We start from the raw sequence: 16595 nt of genomic DNA, 5'->3' as shown, positions 1-16595 counted from the left end.
CTTCCTAAACGCCATCTCTGGCGAAGTCTTCATACACCACGTCGTGGGGCACCATCATACGTCGCTGCTCAAAAAAAGAAGGCGGTTCAAACGGAAGCGACTTGATTATCTTTTCTGAAACTGCGGGATAAGTAGCACCTGTAGCAAGTGCAACTAGTTGGCTGACAGTCGTTTCGGAAGAAATCCAATGAAAGAGGAAACGTGCGTCTAGCTTGCCTGGCACGGGGCGCAGCAAGCAAAAGCCTGTAGATGCGATCGCGCCAACATGTTCTTTCGGAACCATGGCAACTGTATTGAGGTTTGGCCGAACAGTCGAAATGAGGACATCATTCTCTGCCGTTACTTGCTTTGCTCGGCTCGGAGCTTCAATAGCTGGAACTGTCTGAGGGCTAGTTATAGCCCGCAGTTCTCTGTCGATCGAAGCAATGTCCACATATGTGAAGTCCGAGTCGCCAAACAAGGTAACTGGATTGACATTCTTAATTGGAAGAACATAGTCGCCCAGCTTGCTTTGGGCTGACATCATCCTAACAACTCCTGGAGGCTATCGAGCTCAGTTTGAATGGATACCTCGAGTTTCTGCAGCGCAAGTAAGATATCCTGGGGAGTTGCATGTTCTTGTTCGGTATGAGGCCGCTGCTTGTACCGGTTAATAGATAGATCATAGCCCTGCGCCCGAATGGTATCCGCCGAAACTTCAAACGCCTTTGCCTTGCGATCACTGAAATCGCCCTGACCTTCGCACCATTGCAAGTACTTGGTCCGCACATCCAGCCTGTCGCCGTTGCCGTCGCCAATCTTGGTCCGCTTGTCATCCAGCGTAAAGCCATCCGACTGCACGTCGTAGAAGAACACGTTCTCCGTCTTGCCGCCCTTGGCAAAGAGGATGATGGCGGTGGATACACCCGCATAGGGCTTAAACACGCCCGAGGGCAACGAGATCACGGCTTCGAGCTGATTGTTCTCGATCAAATGCTGACGCAACTGCACATGAGCCTTGCTAGAGCCAAAGAGCACGCCGTCTGGCACGATGGTAGCGCTGCGGCCGCCTACTTTGAGCATACGCAGGATCAGGCCGATAAAAAGCAGCTCAGTTTTCTTGGTCTTGACGGTGCGCAGGATGTCGGGGGCGACGTCTTGCTCGTCCAAGCTGCCCTTGAACGGTGGGTTAGCGAGAATGAGATCGAAAGCATTCTTAGAGCCCCTGGGGTGGCGCTCTTCAAAGCTCTGGCTAAGCGTGTCCTGATAATGCACATCGGGCTGCTTCACGCCATGCATTACCAAGTTCATGGTGGCGATGCGCAGCATTGTTGCGTCGAAGTCGTAGGCGTGAAACATATCAGTGTCTACATGTGCGCGGTGCTCACCGAGCAGGTCGCCGCTGTAGCTAATGTGTTCTTCACCGTCTATAACTTCCTTATGCGTGCCGGCTGCACTGCTGTGGTGGCGCAAGAGGTAGTCATAGGACTCGATTAAGAAGCCGGCGGTGCCGCAGGACGGGTCGCAGATGCGATCGGTGGGCCGAGGCTGCATCAGCTCGACGATCATTCGGATGATGTGACGGGGCGTGCGGAACTGGCCGTTGATGCCGGCGGTAGTGAGCTTGCTGAGCAGGTATTCGTAGAGGTCACCTTTGGTGTCACCTTTTTCTAGCGGTAGTTCATGCACAGCGTTGACTGCCTTCACCAGCAGCGATTCCTTTTGAATCATCAGCTGCGCGTCTTTCATGAAGGCAGCGAAGTGGCTACCTTCACCACTGCTACGCTCGGCAAGGCGGCGGAAATGCGGAAAGACATGGTCACGCACATGGGGCAGCATTTCGGGGCCGTTATAGTGGCGCCAAGTTTCCCAGCGGCAGTCTTTGTCCACATCGCCGAACAGACTGGCTTCGCGTTTGCCGGTAACGGCGTCGCGCTTCTCTTGAGTGCGCTCTTGCATGTCCAGCAAGCGGCTATACATCAGGAAGGTGATCTGCTCGATGACGGTGAGCGGATTGGTGATGCCCCCGGTCCAGAAATCGGTCCAGAGGCTGTCGATGCGGCTTCTTAATGCGCCAGTGATCATATGCGTGCTTTTTCCTGTTTACTGTAGTTTTACTCTGCAGCTGGGTGCTGCAACGGCTCTCCGAAGGCACGTACTAGGCGCACCACTTCATCAAGCTGCAGGGGGTTAGGGAAAACGCCACCCAAGCCTTCAGCGTGGACGGTATTGAAGGGTGCATCGAACAATTGCCCAACTGTAATGGCGCCAAACTGGCGGATGTGGTCCTTCAGCAGAGCGAGGAAGCGCAACTGCTGGCTGTTGAGTGCATGAGCTTGCGCGAAGGTCGAGAAGTGCACATCCACGGCCGCGTGATCCAGGCCAACGATGCCGCGCAGGATTTGCGTCAGTTGTATGGAGGTGTCGGGGTAAAACTCACGCAGGATGGAAAGATCGACATCGGGGTTGCTGGTGTGCAGCAGACTGTTGAGCTTGTCTAGTTCATCAGACGTTATGCGCTCGCCACGTCTTAACTTGAGCAAGACCGGGTCGGTTTCGAACAGCGGCTCTAGAGCAAACTGTACGGCTTTACGGTAGATGCTGAAATCGACTGATTTAATCTTGCTCGGGCGTACATGAATCTGGTATTCGGCTTCATCCTCGCGGATGTCCAAATGGGGTTTAGGCATGGGTGCAGGTAACGCCGGGCGATCGGCTAATTCCATGATGTCGCGCAAAGCGGCGCGCATATGATCAAGCTGGGCGAAACTGGGGGCTCGCCAGAAGGCATCGGTGCGCAGGACTTGCAGCTCTTTGGCCTTGGCACGCACTGGGTTGAGGTGCGGGGGCAGGCGGCCGACCCATTCCATGATAGCTTCTCGGTGAGCACTGGTCTGGTCAGGGTCTGCGATGGCGGCGGCTTCGGCCCTAGAAAGCAGCAGGTCCCAGCGTAGTGCATCGCCCTGACCGCGCACATCCAACGCACTCATCAACGGCGCAATGGTGTCAGTCAGCAGTTGGCGGGTAATGGGCGCGAACTGATGTACCAGTTTGTGGTCGCGCGCTTGACTCACGGCTTGCCAGTTTTCGCGAACAGCGATGCTGCCATCAGGCAGCGCGACAGCGTCGTGCTGGATCTGCAGCGCTAGAACATCAAAGGCCGGGATATCGGAGCGCGCCAGCGCCAGGCCCGCGAGCTCGATGCGGGCCTCGTAGCGACGCTGCGTTAGTGGCTTTGGAACCGTGGGTTCGACCTCTTCGGCATTCAGGTCGTGGAAGGCGAAATTATCCCAGTGGTCGAAGATCAGGAACTCGCTTTTGTCTACGCCATGACCGAAAAGATCTTTGCATAGACGCGTGCCGCGGCCGATCATCTGCCAGAACTTCACCTTGCTCTTGACCGGCTTGGCGAAGACAAGGTTGACCACCTCGGGTACATCGATGCCGGTGTCCAACATGTCCACCGAGACGGCAATGCGCAGCTCGCCGTTGGGCTCCTTGAATTGGTCGATCAGCTCTTCAGCGCGCGGCTCTTTGGAATGAATCACGCGGCAGAACCTGCCGGCGAATTGCGGGTACATTTCATCAAAGAGCTTGGCCAACAGGCGAGCATGGTCAATATTGCGCGCGAAGACGATGGTCTTGCCGGGAAGCTGGCCATCAACATCGCGAATGCCGGCATCCATCAGATTGCGAAGGATGACGCGATTGGTGTCTTTGTTGAAGACGGCGTGATCAATCTCCTTGGCGTCAAAGTCCAGGGTATTGGGATCGATGCCTTGATCTTCCAATTGCGCAATCTGCTCATTCGTCAGGTGCGCTGCCTTGATTCCATCACGCAGGAACTTAGTTGTGTGAGCGACCACCCGGAAAGGCACCAGCTTTCGATCGGCGATGGCCTGGTCCAGCGGGTAGTTAGCAGTGGGAAGCTTGTAGTCGCACCCAAAGAGCTGGCAGGTACTGCGGCTGACCATCTCCACCGGCGTGGCGGTCAGTCCGACCTGGAGGGCGTCAAAATATTTGAAGAGGTCCCCGTAGAGGTTGTAGATCGAACGATGCGACTCATCGGCAATGATAAGGTCGAAAAAGCCGACGTCGAAGGACTCGTAGTCATTGATCAGCCCTTGGTAGATGCCGATGTAGATGCGTGCATTCATCTTGCCCACATCGTTGGCCTGGCCGATGACGTAGATCGGCTCACGAACGAAGTCATTGAAGGCGTTTTTGGCCTGCTTGCGCAGTTCCTTGCGATCACAAAGAAAAAGTACGCGCTTTACCCAGCGCGCATCGATCAGCAGCTTGGCCAGGGAGATGGCAACGCGCGTCTTACCAGTGCCCGTAGCTTGCACAACCAGGGCTCGGCGGTGGCGTTGCGTGAATCGCTCGGCGACACGGGTGATGCTTTCAGTCTGGTGCAGGTAGCCAGCGATGTTGGCGTCGGGCCTGACGTCCTTCAACAAATCGAGCTTCTCGCGCCGCTGGAAGGCGACGCGGTACTGCAGCGTGTCTTTGGAATAGAAACCATAAACCGTGCGCGGAGGATAGCCGGCAACATCGTCCCAGACCCAGATATCATGCCCATTGGTGAAGAAAATAATAGGCCGCTGGCCGTGTTGTTTCTCCAACGCGTCGGCGTACTGCTTGGCCTGCTCCTGTCCAGCGCGAGCATCGACCAATGTCTTCTTTGCCTCGACAACAGCTAGTGGTTGGCCATTATCATCCCACAAAACATAATCGCAGTAACCTTTGCCCGTCGTGGTGGGTTGATGCAGTACCTCGACTTCTTGGCCAACTGAATGATTGCTGGCGGTGTCTCTGGGTACATCCCACCCTGCCATGCGCAGGTCGCGGTCGATCAACCACTTACGCGTATTGTCTTCTGTAAAACGAAGCTGATTAGCGGTTGCCGCCGAGGACTGGACAGCCTGTGCCAAAGCTTGGGCCGATGAAGGCGTAAAAGCCGACGCAGCGGGCGTTGACGCCCGGTCGGCAGCCCTCAGTTCGGCGAGTTCCTGTAGCGCAATTTTAAGGCGCACCTCCTTGAGGCTATTCTCCTCAGCTAAAGCTTTGGCCTTGCGTTTAAACTCTGCCTTGCTATTGATGCCTTCAGCCGGAGGCTGCTTAAATATCGCGAAGTCCTCGACTTTGCCGCCGAGGAATGTCACATGCAGCCAGCGGGCGAGTTGCCAAGCTTCTTGTACGCAACGAACCGCATCCGAGGCCTCGACGCCTTCCCCGTGGGCGCCACGATTGCCTAGACGCCGTAACAAATGCAACTTGTCGAGCACCAGAGGCTGAGCAATAGTCTGAAAATTGGCGTTGTGCAATAGGTCCACGAAGCTGGACTGCGCCACTCGTTCGAGCTTCAACTTGATATAGAGGCGATCAACTAGCCGCTCAGCAAAACTGCGGAGCTTGACCAGCGCACTCTCTGGGTCCGTGTGCGCATAATGCTCCGCATAGCCTCCCATATTGGCAAGCTCTGGATACTCGGTCCGCAAAGGCTCAAAGTTCAGCGATTTAATATTTTGCATCCACACGTGGTCGGCTTTCGTGGCATTCCCGCCTGTTATTGTACGAAAACCGTGCCAGCCCCCCATTCATTGGATTTTGTACTTGAGGCCTACATAATAAGAGATTTTTCATCTCGGCAAAAATATATATGACCGAATAGCTGCCACACGAAAGGAGACATTCGAGGGCATACTAGCCCCCTGCTTGATACAACGTTACAGCAAGCTGGGAATTTTGCGCTTTGCAACCGGTCGGATATAACGAGCCAAGGTGACATCCGATCTATGTCCCGTCTGCTCCCGAATCTGGTAAGGTTGAAGTCCGGAAATGGTTGCCTCAGTACAATATCCTGCGCGCAATGAATGCCCTGCTACCATTTTCGCAGCATCCTCGCCGGCCATCGCTCGGACTGCGGCCTTGACCACCAAGTTTACGGACTGCGGAGTGAGTGATTTTCGTCCCACAATCTGGTCATATCGGCTCACTGGCCTAAACAGCGGACCCACTTCAATTCCAGCTAACTCTAACCAGTAATTCAACGCCTTCACGGGGCAACGACTTCCCTGTGCGTATGGGATAAACACGGTTCGTCCTGCACCTTCCTGGTCAGTCTTGGAACGACGGATCAACAACTCCAAACCATTTTCGCATATGGTCATATCTTCGCAGCGCAATGCCACCAGTTCGGATCGACGGAACGCCCCTGCAAAACCGATCAGTAATAGGGCCTTGTCACGTGCTGCCCTCATTGGCATCTGCTGGTCTAAGTAAAACATCATCTCCAGCAAATCGTCTTTCACTAAGGCTCTTACACGCCGCTGTGCTGTGCCCAGCGTGCGCCGGATACCTTGCATGGTTCGCTTGACAATGTGATCCATCGCGGGGGATTGAAGGGCAAGGTCTGTATGTGCCCTGTGGATCGCAATCAGCCTGCGCTCAAGTGTAGCAACAGCAAGACTGTCTGCAAAGCTGGCCAGGTATTCGGCCACCATAACTGCTGTTGCGGGGATCGTGCCGCCATGCCGCAGGAAATGCTGGATGTCCGTCGCATATGCCCGAGTAGTGGCGCTCGACTGTGCCGCCGACGAGTAGCTAGCCACAAGCGCTGACGACGCAGCCTGCGACGATTTAAGTGGCGTCTTGACGTTCAAAACTCGGGGCAAGTGCGTGGAAGGTTTTTTTAGTGTCTTCATGATTGCTTTCGTTGGTGCCGACGATGCGGCATCGATAGGCCAAACGTAAAAACGGCGGCACTGGGCCGCCGAGTTGGTATGGAGATAGATTCTTATGGCCGGGCGAGGGAAATGGTCGTGATGGCATCCGGCGCGTAATCGTAGGTGTGCCGTCTGCACGCCGCCGATATCCTATGAACCGCGCCGGCCATGTCGTTGAGCTCCGCCACCAGCCATCCCAGCGCTTCAATGGAGTCAGCTACCGCTGCGTCGCTAAGTGGCTCGATCCCCGCTTGCGCTAACAGACGGCCGATAGCAGACGAGCCCATGTGAGTAATCAAAAGCACGGCGTCTGCGGCATCCGCAAGCTGCACTAACAGGGCTGGATCGGAGCCGGCGTAGTCAATCTCCGATTTGGACGTGAGCGCTAGATGTGGCATCAATAGCACCAAGTTGAAGAAGGAAAATGCGGAACTGTCGGGTGCAGAGTTATCGACCTCACCAGTAGGTGGCAGCGTATCCATGCTCAGTACTCCGATGGCAGCAGTAGCGTCGTCGAAGACCGGTCTGCCTCGGTTATGACCCACAGCCGCTCGGTACCGACGTCGTATGCCGATATGACACGAAACCGGTATTTGATCGCAGTCATATTCTCTTGCGCATCGTCTGGACACAGCGTTCCGAAGTCACCGTGCTGGTGACGCGACAGGTACACAGTGGCATTGGCCCCGTTTCGATCCAATAGGTCAAGCGCGCCGGGTGTGGCCACCAGTGCGCCAAGCGGAAATAGCGGCGTAGTACTGAGTTGGGTTTTTGCGGACAACTGTTTTCCGCTTTGTATATTTTTTTCCATGATTACTCTTTGGGTTAACGCCGAACGCGGACCTGCTGGCAACAAGCCAGAGGGCCGAAACGGCGGGAATTTGCTATGTGAGGGAGATTAACGAGAGGTACGACTTTTGAACTCTGCGTGGCAGAGATCACGCGCCACTTGCTATGTGGCGCGTTGAGACAGTGGGCCGGGTCGACAGGAAGCCGACTGGCCAACCTTTAAAGTACGGGGGAAGCTAAGTGGGGACTGTCTTCAGAAGCCGGCGAAGAATCGTTCTATTTTTGAGGATGTGCCCAACTCCTCTTTCCTGAGTTTTACCCATTCGTTCTGGCAATGGTTGCACCTGTACGTGAATTGCAGTTGAACGAAGGTAGATTGCACATGCCGGGTGTTTGTGCCGCGACTGTTTCGCTCAGAGACTTGCTTCGTTCCTCTCCAGCGATCTAGCTCCGTCTCATCTATCCGGGAGTAGCTGGTCGAACTGCAGCTAGGGCACCGGTTCCGGACAAACTTGTTCCAGATCGCGAGCCCGGCTACGCATCCCACTGCGGCCAAAGCGATCCAGAGGTTTCGTTTCGACGCCAGGTCGGAGTCTTTAACCGCATCCGCCACCGTTAGCGTTGGCTGAGGCGACAGCTGATGCTTCGGCACGTCTGACTGCGCCTGAGGGATTGGTGGAGTACTCGCGCCGTCTGATTGAGCGGAATTGTCGGCCTTGAGTATTTCGGCTTTCTCGCGCTCTATCCTTTGGTCCCTAGCCTGTAAGCTTCTGAGCGCATTCGGATACTGCTGCGTTTGGATGCTGATCCATCTTGCCTCCCTGAGTGTTTCCGGCGCGTTGCTTGATCGTGCACACTCTTCCTCCGCTTGCAGCATTTGATCTACGTGTTCCTTGGTCCAATCACCTGCGCGGATGCCTGATATTAGGCGATCTGGCTCAGCCATGTCGAGAGCAGATAGGGCGCTCCAATCCATCTCGCATGAAAGCTGGATTTGTGCATGAGCTGACAAAGACGCTGTGAGAAGTGCGGCAATTGATGACTGGCGCACGAGGTATTTTAATTTCATCGGATTCTCCGAGTTGTTCTAGGATGAGAGTTCTTGGTCAGTTAGGAACTGCTTCGGCCGCAGCGACAGCGGCTTCAGCAAGATGTTGTTGGGGAACTGCGCGAGCATCGTGTTGTAGGCACGCACCGTCGAGTTGTACCGCTCACGCCGGTCGGCAATCTGAGTTTCGACGTTCGCAAGTTCATCCATCAAACTGCTGTAGAGACCATTTGCCTTGAGCTCCGGAAAGGCCATGCGCAGCGATGCCAAGCGCGCGACAACACTTGTAGCGCCCCCGCCACTCATTTGGCTTCCGGAAAACTCAGCTGCTACACGTGTAGCGATGCCGCTTTCGTGCAGACCGTAGGAGTCGACGATGCTGAGCAGTTTTGAGATAAGGTCTTTTCGCTTCTGAGCCAACACCGTAATGTTCGAGGCGACCTCGGGAATTACGTTGATCAGTCGCTGAATGCTGTTGTAGATACCTACATACAAAGTCGATAGACCAATGATCACGATGCCTGCAAGCAGCATGTACAACTGTTCCGTACTCATGTTTCTGTAACCTTCCGTGATGTTTAGCCAAGATAAAAAGTTTCTCAGGGTATACATTCTCATTTATGATGAGTATACACAACAATTATCTGTAGTTTATAAGCCGTCGATTGTTGGTCTCTTTTTCCTCATGATCACTTTATGAGAGCGACCAATACCAATGTAAAAGGGGACGTACCGAACAAGGTAGGAATTGCTCTTGGAAAAAGCTTAAAGGCGCACCGACATGTGAAAGACAAATCCCAGGAAGCACTTGGGTTTGAAGCGGAGGTTGATCGGACCTACATCTCTCAGATTGAACGAGGAGTAGGTAACCCATCGGTGTTGACGCTTGCAACCCTTTGCCATGCCCTCGGAATTACGCTAGCGGATCTGTTCGCATCAGTTGACGTGTCACTCGAACCTGATGCCTTGCAACGACGATCCAACCAGGCAAAACCTGATGCTCCCAAGCCGCCTAAGTCGCGCCTACGTTAGCCGCAGCACGAAAATGCCACCGCAGATCCCGGGGTCTGATTTCGCAGCAGCGTAGGCAAAGTTCGACCTTCCCTCGCTGCTACTAATTCTTATGTTATTTCTTAGAACCTACACCTGTTTTACCCATGGGATGAACGCCGATGTACCACGTTGGCGCCAAAGCCTCTAAGTCTGTCCTGACATGCAGTGCAGGCTTCTCGGCCGTCGGATCGATGGCGTACGTGACCATCTTCGCATCGTGACTGGCTTTCGCCCGGTGGACTACAACGTGGCGACCTATTTCCCAGTCGGCATCGTAGTCAACCATCGCGATTGACAGATCTGGCAGCGTTGAGACCTTCGTGCATTCCTTCCATATAGTTGCAGTCCAGCCAAAGTTTGCGAGTAGAGCTGCCAAGAAATCGCCATCCAGCACATGGTTGTATGGACCAGTTGCTGGCATACCGAGTTCTTCAGCCTTTGCAAACACGTCGGCAAGTGTGGCGGATGCAATGATGGCGATAGAGGCCAGCGCGCAAGCGTGGCGGTCCTGCGTGATAACAGGTTTAAATGCAGGCTGAAATCCAGCCGCAGTGGATGTAACGATGGTTGGGATCGTAGTCATGAAATACTCCAATGGAAAATGAATGGGCGCGACAGTACCTGCCTGAATCGGCTACAAGATAATGTGATGGTCGGGTGTGAAGTTGCAGATACCGAGCACTTCGATTACAAGGGCTGGGTTCGGCGTAGGCGATGTCGCGATGAGCAAACTCTGCCAGCATGGTGTGATGCTGACTCGAACGAGCGTTGCACTAACATTTTAACATGAAATGTAGGTATTTTGACAACGAAATAACTTTGTGGTAAACAGCCATTAGAGCCGCAGAATCGCACGTCCGAAGCCGAACTCAGTGTGATCGGCAAACCACGATGCCAGAGAAGCCACTTAAACGGCCAGAGAAGCCGTTAAAAGCGCTGACCGGTATCAGCGCATACCGCTACTGTTTTAACGCGCCACAAAGCGGGGAAATCGGTTTCTATTTTTTCTTCTGTTGCGCTATGGACTCTCGCTCAACACTAAGCAAAAAGTTGGACCAGACCAAAAGCGCTTGTCTACGCTCCTCAAAATAGTTGTGCACGTCATAGATGCCCTCAATCCCAGGTAACTTGTGATTCAGGCACATTTCTGTGATGTCCCGCGCAACGCCTAAAGCACGCATCTGACTTTTTGCGGTCGAACGCAGATCGTGTGGCGTGAACCGTCGTACGTTAGGTGTGTGCTCCGTGAGCCAAAATTCAATAGCCGATCCAATAGTATTCGGATTAATCGGCCTATCACCTGTTGAGGAAGCGTTCTTGTAGTCACCGCGAGCCGGCAGGACAAATGCAGAATCTCGCGCAAGCTTTTTCATCTCATCTAGCCAAATCTTCACCGGCTCAGTGAGCGGGATCTGAATTCCCGGGCCCGTTTTCGATTCGGGAATGCTCCAGATGTCACGCTTGAAATCAAAATGCGACCATTTCGCCATCCGCAGTTCTCCAGAACGCACGGCTGTAGCAAGTAGCACGCGAACGGCTAAGGCATTTTCACGATTCATGTCTGCCCCCATCAACAGCAGCAGTTCATCGCGATTCAGCATCAGACGCCGCTTCGTTGCTGGCCGTTTTCCCATCAGTGCGCTGAGCTCAATGCCAATGCACGGATTAGTCGCTACAAGCTTACGGCCAGCTGCATGTCGGAACAGCATTCGAGCTGTGGTAAGCAACGTGCGGGACTCAACCCACGGCGCGCCGACGGACTCGATCAACTCTACGATATCCAGCGCGGACACCTGCGTCACCATATACGAACCTAACCTGGACTGAATGCGACCTAGGTTGCGCCCGTAGCCTTTTTGAGTACTGGCTCCTAAACCGCTCATGATTTTGTCACGATAATCGTCGATCAACTCGCGCACCGTCCAAGCCTTTAGTGCCAAGGCCTTCACCCGTCGCTTGTCAATCGCGGGGTCACCAGACTTGTCGATCTCCGAGCGCTTCTCGCGGGCAATCTTTCGGGCATCAGCCAACCCGATGTCAGGAAAGTTTCCGATGGTGAGTTCTTTCGCCCTGCCAGCAGTCCGGTACCTTAAAATCCAACTAGCGGTCCCAGTGCTGGACAAGGTAAACGTAAGGCCGCCTCCGTCCGAACGCGCTAAAGGTAGAGGCAATTCCCGCGTGATGCCCGTCTCAGGATCTGTAACCGAGGGACAACCGCCGCTTTTCACTGCTCTGATCCAATGCTGCAATTGAAGGGGTTGCAATCCTTCCGCCAAACTAGTCTTACCTGCCATCGATGCACCTTTTATGTCATTAGCTACACACGTAGCTACACATAATAGTTGCGACTGCACGGGACGTCAATGTACTACACTAGACAATAAACCTATAAAAATCAAATGGTTAGCATCGATTTTGGACGCCAATAGATTGCAGTAGACCATCAAAAAACGCTACGACATTATTTTGATGTAACACGGCAGTTACCCCGCTCCACCGGTAACAAAGCCGTCACATTCCCCCGGTATGCTCACGCGTTTTCCCAACGGAGCTCCCATGCACTCGACGCGCCAGCGCCCTACCGGTTTTCCACGCCTGCCTTTGCTGCTCACCCTGCCACTGCTGCTGGCCGCCTGCGGCGGTGGCGATGCGAACCTCGACACCACGCCGGTACGCGCCATGACCGTGGTGGCCGCCACCGGCAAGGCCATGGCTGGCGCCGCCGTCACGGTGCAGGATGCCGCCAAGTCCACGGTGGGTACCGGCACCACGGACGCCAACGGCAAGCTGGTGCTGAAACTGCCGGCCAGCGCTGCCGCGCCGTTCCTGTTGACGGTCACGCCGACCTCGGGCAGCGCCCAGTACGCGGTCACAGTCAAGGAGACCGCCGTCAATGTCACTCCGCTGACGTCGGTGCTGGCCATGCAACTGCTCGGCGCCACGCCGGCTACCACCAGCGCCAGCCAGCTGGCAGCCGTCGATGGGACAAAAATCGCCACCGCGCAAACCCAGCTGTCCACCGCGCTGGCCGATGCCATGCGCGCCATGGGTGTGTCTGCCACCTACGATTTCGTCAACGGCCCGCTGGTGCCCGGCAGCAGTACCGATGCCGCCGACAAGCTGCTCGACCAGCTGGCGGTCAAGGTCAGCGGTACCGATATCGACATCGTCAACACCAGCGGCGCCATCCTGGCGCAGAGCACCGGCGGCAGCGTGCCGCGTGCCACCGGCACGGCGCTGTTGACCGCGCCTGCCACCCCGACCGCGCGCCAGCAGCAACTGATGGCGATGGTGCCCGGCACGACCGCTGCGCCGGTATTCATCGAAGTGGCGCTGGACGAATTGCTGCCTACTCAACCGGCAGTCGGCTACGACCAGATCTATTACAAGCTCGGCCGTTATAGCGCCGAAGATCTGATCATGGACAAGACCAACAAGCCGAAGAAGTTTGCCGAACTATGCGAGGCCAACGGCCAGGACGACGTGGTGACCAAGACCGCCAATGTCACCGGCGCCACGCTGATCAAGCCACCCGCCACGTTCGCGTGCAAGTCGCCGGTGGGCACCAAGCCGGGCGATATGAAAACCGTGGTCGTGGGCCCCGGCGGCAAGCTGTACCTGACCGACGGCCACCATACCTTCAGCGCGTTCTGGGATGCCGATGGCGGCGTCAATCACAAGTTGAAAGTGTGGGTCAAGCTGACCGACAATTTGAGCAAGCTGAACGAAGTCGATTTCTGGGCCCAGATGAAGTCGAGCAAAAAAGTGTGGCTCAAGGACGGCGCCAACCGCGCCATCGTCACCGGCCAGCTGCCGCAGCAAATCGGCCTGGCGTCGCTGGCGAACGACCCGTACCGCGCGCTGGTGTATTTCACCCGCGACGCCGGCTACATCGTGCCCGAGGCCAGCACCGAGTTCCTCGAGTTTTACTGGGGCGACTGGCTGCGCAGCAAGATCGACCTGGCCGGCTACGATCTGACCAGCAGCGCCAGCTACTCGTCGGCCATCCTCAAGGCCTCGCAGGCGATGGTGGCGTTGCAGGCGACCGACGTGGTCAGCGGTGGCAATACGGCCGCGTCGCTGGGTTGGTCAGGCAAGCTCGACACCAAGGCGCTGGACGACCTGGTCACGCCGACCGGCAAGCTGACCTATTCGATCGCCTACAAGAAGACGCTGGTCAAGTAACGCGCGATAGCGCTGCCGACGTTTCGGCAGCGTTTGCTGAGCATGGTCTCCGCCGGGGCATCAGCGTCCCGGCGGCGCCATCATCGACTGGTTGCTTTTCATCAGCGTGTCGAGCAGGTTGCGCACCGCCTCCGGCGAGCGGCTTTGCATCATGTCGAGCTGGGCCAGGTTGATGCGGGCGCGCGGGTAGTTGGCCTGCGCTGCCTGGGTCAGCCAGCGGCGCGCGGCCGCCAGGTCTTTCGGTACTTCGCGGCCTTCGTAGTACATCTCGCCCAACTCGTTTTGCGCCACCGGGAAACCCAGCGTGGCCGCTTGCTGGAACCACTGGCGTGCGCGCTTGCTGCAGGCGGCGCGTCCGGCCCCGCCCTGGCAGGCCTGCTCGATGCGTCCGAGGGTGGTCATGGCCACCACGTTGCCCCTGGCGGCGCGGCGCTTGAGTTCGGCCACTTCCCCGGCGCCGGACTGGCCGACGCGTTGCTGCAGTTGCCAGTCGAGCTCGGTCCAACCGCGCTCGTCGAGGTGGCGGTACCAGGCCGCATCGCCTTCGCTGCCCAATGCACCTGGCTTGTCGCCGGAACGGTAGCGGCCCGCCGGCTTTGCTGCACCGGCAACGGCGCCGGTCTTGTCCGGCGCCATCGGCGCGCCATAGCGCAGCCCCGGCGGCGGCCGGAAATAGGCGTCGCCCACCAGCGATGATTCCACCCACGGCTGCTGGTCTTCCAGCGTGCGCCGCCGTACCTGGTCGGCCAGGGTGCGGAACAGTTCGGTTACCGGCAGTCCCGGCTGGCCGATCAGGCCGGCCAGCGTTTCGGTATAGATGCTGTTCTTGCGGCCGGTGCCATCCTCGGCCAATTGGCCCGGCGCGGTCGAATAGGCCACCAGGGTGCCGCGCGGCGCCACCGCCGGTCCCAGGCCGAGGTTGCCGATGGCGCGCATGCGCACGGCCGGCATCGGCTGGAACGGGTTGTTGCGGCAGGCGTCGAGGATCACCATGTTGACCGCCGACGGCGCCAGCGCCAGCCGTTCGTGCAGGGCCGACAGCGGATACGCCTTGAGCGCCACCCCGGCTTCGCTGGTGGGCGACATATCGGTCGGGATCAGGTAATTGACGCCATTGATCTGCATGCCGTGGCCGGCGTAGTACACCACCGCCGTGGCGCCGGCCGTCAGGCCGGTGGCGAACTGGCGCACCGTGTCGTACAGGGCGCTGCGGCCCAGGTCCTTGGCCACCGTCACGCGAAAGCCGGCGCGGCGCAAGGCGCCGGCGATCAGGTCGGCGTCGGCACGGGTGTTGGGCAGCAAGCCGTTGTTGTAGGCGCCGTTGCCGATCACCAGCGCCTGCCGTTCGGGCGGGGCCGATACCGGTTCGGCGGCGCGCGCGACAGGCAAGCCTGGCCACGCGGCTGCCACCAGCAGCGCCAGCAAGGTGCGGCGCCGAGGTCTCATCGGCGCACCAGCAGCACGTCTTCCACCAGCGGCGAGGCGGCCAGGCGGGCCCGCACCGGTTCGGCGCTGCCCGGCTCGTCGAGGGCGATCCACAATTCTCCCGATACCGACGGTCCCCACACGATGTGGCAGCGGTTTTGCACCAGCAGTTCGGCCAGGTCGGCAAAGCGGGCGTCGCGCCGCACCACCAGCTTGAGGTCGGCTGCCCGCGCCGGCTGCGCGGCCGTGCCGCGATAGCTGACCGTGGGCGTTTGCTGGTCGAGGCGATAGACGTTCCAGCCCATTTGCACCGCGATCAGCGCCACCCCCAGCGCGCCGACCGGCGCCCAGCGCGCGGCAGCCAGTCCCTGCCACCAGCGCTGCCACCAGGCTGGCGCCGGTGGCCGGCTGGCCTCCAGTCGCGCGGCCAGCGCCTCGTAGCCGGCCAGCGGTGCGCGTTCGGCCACGCGCTGGCGCGCGGCAGTCGTCACGGCCTGCAGGAATTGCAGTTCCTGGCGGCCGTTGGCGTCATGCGCCAGCCATGCCTCCACTTCCTGCTGCATGGCCGGATCGAGCGTGCGGTTCAGGTAAAACGGCAGCAGCTCGCGCAGGCGCAGGCGGTCGTCGTCGGTGTAGTCAGCCACGGTTGCCTCCCAGGTAGTCGGGGCCGAAGGCCCGGGCCAGGCAGTCGCGGATACGCTGGCGCGCGTGGAACAGGCGCGACTTGAGCGTGCCTTCCGGCACTTCCATGTCGCGGCTGGCCTCGGCCAGTCCCTCCTCTTCCACGGCGGTACGGTAGATCGCTTCGCGCTGGCTGGCGGGCAGCTTGTCGATGCACAGCAGGATCGCCTGTGTGGCTTCGTCCTGCTCGATCCCGGTCAGCACGTTCCAGTCGAGGTTGCCGTGTTTGTCGGCGATCGCGGCGGTCAGTTCTTCCGTTTCCAGTTCGGTGGCCATGTCGCGCCGCCATTGCCGGATGCGGTTGTTGGCGATACCGCACAGCCAGGTGGAAAACTCCGACAGGCCGTTGTAGGCGGCTGGCTTGCCAAAGGCGATAAAAAGACTATCCATCGTGATTTCCTCCGCGCTCATGTCGCTCCAGACCCGGTAGCGCACATAGGCAAACAATTGCGGCTGATACACGCTGTACAGCCTTCTCGATGCTTGATCGTCGCGGTTGGCGATCCGGTTCAATAAATTTCTGACTTCCGCGCGCGGCAGATTATGCATAAAGAGGCGTGTTCAAAACGGCTGAAAAAATTGCGAAAAATAATGTGAACCGAATCCGGAACCGCTGCGATAGAGCTGGAAAGGACGCCAAAAAACGAGCCTCAAAATTTTACGCTGCTACGCGGCATATTTTCCACTTCACAATATTATTATTTGCA

15 protein-coding genes are annotated in these 16595 nt (G+C 57.4%); 2 read left to right on the top strand and 13 right to left on the bottom strand.

Annotated features, from left to right (window positions below; translation table 11 throughout):
- Window positions 1–4: 4 nt before the first annotated feature.
- The 8 genes from SR858_RS03530 to SR858_RS03495 form a co-directional block, all read right to left on the bottom strand.
- A complete protein-coding gene (locus SR858_RS03530; protein ID WP_154820157.1) occupies window positions 5–526 on the bottom strand; it encodes a restriction endonuclease subunit S domain-containing protein in 522 nt (173 codons plus the stop codon).
- The gene (locus SR858_RS03525; protein WP_019924849.1) at window positions 523–2064 is read right to left on the bottom strand and encodes a type I restriction-modification system subunit M; all 1542 of its coding nucleotides are present in this window, start codon (window positions 2062–2064) and stop codon (window positions 523–525) included. Before SR858_RS03525 ends, SR858_RS03530 begins: the two co-directional genes overlap by 4 nt.
- A 29-nt stretch (window positions 2065–2093) precedes the next feature.
- A complete protein-coding gene (locus tag SR858_RS03520; RefSeq protein ID WP_040378223.1) occupies window positions 2094–5513 on the bottom strand; it encodes a DEAD/DEAH box helicase family protein in 3420 nt (1139 codons plus the stop codon).
- Between the two features lie 195 nt (window positions 5514–5708).
- Window positions 5709–6686 carry a site-specific integrase gene (locus SR858_RS03515; RefSeq protein WP_322534402.1) on the bottom strand — a complete coding sequence of 326 codons (978 nt, stop codon included), beginning with the start codon at window positions 6684–6686 and terminating at the stop codon, window positions 5709–5711.
- Window positions 6687–6778: 92 nt separating this feature from the next.
- Window positions 6779–7189: a hypothetical protein gene (locus SR858_RS03510; protein WP_019924846.1), complete on the bottom strand. Its 411-nt coding sequence runs from the start codon at window positions 7187–7189 to the stop codon at window positions 6779–6781.
- 2 nt (window positions 7190–7191) lie between these two features.
- Window positions 7192–7518 carry a hypothetical protein gene (locus tag SR858_RS03505; protein ID WP_051120412.1) on the bottom strand — a complete coding sequence of 109 codons (327 nt, stop codon included), beginning with the start codon at window positions 7516–7518 and terminating at the stop codon, window positions 7192–7194.
- A 231-nt stretch (window positions 7519–7749) separates the two neighbouring features.
- A complete protein-coding gene (locus SR858_RS03500; RefSeq protein WP_154820156.1) occupies window positions 7750–8565 on the bottom strand; it encodes a hypothetical protein in 816 nt (271 codons plus the stop codon).
- Window positions 8566–8583: 18 nt separating this feature from the next.
- Window positions 8584–9099, bottom strand: a complete 516-nt coding sequence (locus tag SR858_RS03495; protein ID WP_322534401.1) for a LemA family protein — start codon at window positions 9097–9099, stop codon at window positions 8584–8586.
- Between the two features lie 141 nt (window positions 9100–9240).
- Here SR858_RS03495 and SR858_RS03490 point away from each other — a divergent pair, with 141 nt between their 5' ends.
- Window positions 9241–9576, top strand: coding sequence for a helix-turn-helix domain-containing protein (locus SR858_RS03490; RefSeq protein ID WP_084670241.1), 336 nt, complete (start codon window positions 9241–9243; stop codon window positions 9574–9576).
- Between the two features lie 94 nt (window positions 9577–9670).
- On the opposite strand, the gene SR858_RS03485 is transcribed toward SR858_RS03490, so the two are convergent.
- Together SR858_RS03485 and SR858_RS03480 are read right to left on the bottom strand one after the other, a co-directional pair.
- Window positions 9671–10180, bottom strand: coding sequence for a hypothetical protein (locus SR858_RS03485; RefSeq protein WP_019924842.1), 510 nt, complete (start codon window positions 10178–10180; stop codon window positions 9671–9673).
- A gap of 415 nt (window positions 10181–10595) precedes the next feature.
- Window positions 10596–11891, bottom strand: coding sequence for a tyrosine-type recombinase/integrase (locus SR858_RS03480; protein ID WP_026637841.1), 1296 nt, complete (start codon window positions 11889–11891; stop codon window positions 10596–10598).
- 262 nt (window positions 11892–12153) lie between these two features.
- Between SR858_RS03480 and SR858_RS03475 the strand changes: the two genes are divergently transcribed.
- A complete protein-coding gene (locus SR858_RS03475; protein WP_019924840.1) occupies window positions 12154–13782 on the top strand; it encodes a ParB-like protein in 1629 nt (542 codons plus the stop codon).
- Between the two features lie 60 nt (window positions 13783–13842).
- Here the strand turns inward: SR858_RS03475 and SR858_RS03470 are convergent, their stop codons facing one another.
- Genes SR858_RS03470 through SR858_RS03460 form a run of 3 tightly spaced genes read right to left on the bottom strand, consistent with a single transcriptional unit; the run spans window position 13843 to window position 16401 of the window.
- A complete protein-coding gene (locus SR858_RS03470; protein ID WP_084670239.1) occupies window positions 13843–15228 on the bottom strand; it encodes a caspase family protein in 1386 nt (461 codons plus the stop codon).
- Entirely contained in the window at window positions 15225–15851 is a 627-nt protein-coding gene (locus tag SR858_RS03465; protein ID WP_019924838.1) for an anti-sigma factor family protein, read from the bottom strand. Before SR858_RS03465 ends, SR858_RS03470 begins: the two co-directional genes overlap by 4 nt.
- Window positions 15844–16401, bottom strand: coding sequence for an RNA polymerase sigma factor (locus SR858_RS03460; RefSeq protein ID WP_026637840.1), 558 nt, complete (start codon window positions 16399–16401; stop codon window positions 15844–15846). The genes SR858_RS03465 and SR858_RS03460 overlap by 8 nt, the downstream gene beginning before the upstream one ends.
- Between the last annotated feature and the right edge of the window lie 194 nt (window positions 16402–16595).

It is taken from the genome of Duganella zoogloeoides (genome assembly GCF_034479515.1).
GTDB classification, from domain to species: domain Bacteria; phylum Pseudomonadota; class Gammaproteobacteria; order Burkholderiales; family Burkholderiaceae_D; genus Rugamonas; species Rugamonas zoogloeoides.
The sequence above is the reverse complement of the archived record's forward strand: the minus strand, read 5'-3'. Positions and strand labels throughout refer to the sequence as shown.

Excerpts from the sequence above, each read along its gene's own strand:
- SR858_RS03505 (WP_051120412.1), bottom strand. The coding sequence starts at position 7,518 with ATGGAAAAAAATATACAAAGCGGAAAACAGTTGTCCGCAAAAACCCAA.
- SR858_RS03510 (WP_019924846.1), bottom strand. The coding sequence starts at position 7,189 with ATGGATACGCTGCCACCTACTGGTGAGGTCGATAACTCTGCACCCGAC.
- SR858_RS03525 (WP_019924849.1), bottom strand. The coding sequence starts at position 2,064 with ATGATCACTGGCGCATTAAGAAGCCGCATCGACAGCCTCTGGACCGAT.
- SR858_RS03485 (WP_019924842.1), bottom strand. The coding sequence starts at position 10,180 with ATGACTACGATCCCAACCATCGTTACATCCACTGCGGCTGGATTTCAG.
- SR858_RS03470 (WP_084670239.1), bottom strand. The coding sequence starts at position 15,228 with ATGAGACCTCGGCGCCGCACCTTGCTGGCGCTGCTGGTGGCAGCCGCG.
- SR858_RS03515 (WP_322534402.1), bottom strand. The coding sequence starts at position 6,686 with ATGAAGACACTAAAAAAACCTTCCACGCACTTGCCCCGAGTTTTGAAC.
- SR858_RS03475 (WP_019924840.1), top strand. The coding sequence starts at position 12,154 with ATGCACTCGACGCGCCAGCGCCCTACCGGTTTTCCACGCCTGCCTTTG.
- SR858_RS03500 (WP_154820156.1), bottom strand. The coding sequence starts at position 8,565 with ATGAAATTAAAATACCTCGTGCGCCAGTCATCAATTGCCGCACTTCTC.
- SR858_RS03520 (WP_040378223.1), bottom strand. The coding sequence starts at position 5,513 with ATGCAAAATATTAAATCGCTGAACTTTGAGCCTTTGCGGACCGAGTAT.
- SR858_RS03490 (WP_084670241.1), top strand. The coding sequence starts at position 9,241 with ATGAGAGCGACCAATACCAATGTAAAAGGGGACGTACCGAACAAGGTA.
- SR858_RS03480 (WP_026637841.1), bottom strand. The coding sequence starts at position 11,891 with ATGGCAGGTAAGACTAGTTTGGCGGAAGGATTGCAACCCCTTCAATTG.
- SR858_RS03495 (WP_322534401.1), bottom strand. The coding sequence starts at position 9,099 with ATGAGTACGGAACAGTTGTACATGCTGCTTGCAGGCATCGTGATCATT.
- SR858_RS03530 (WP_154820157.1), bottom strand. The coding sequence starts at position 526 with ATGATGTCAGCCCAAAGCAAGCTGGGCGACTATGTTCTTCCAATTAAG.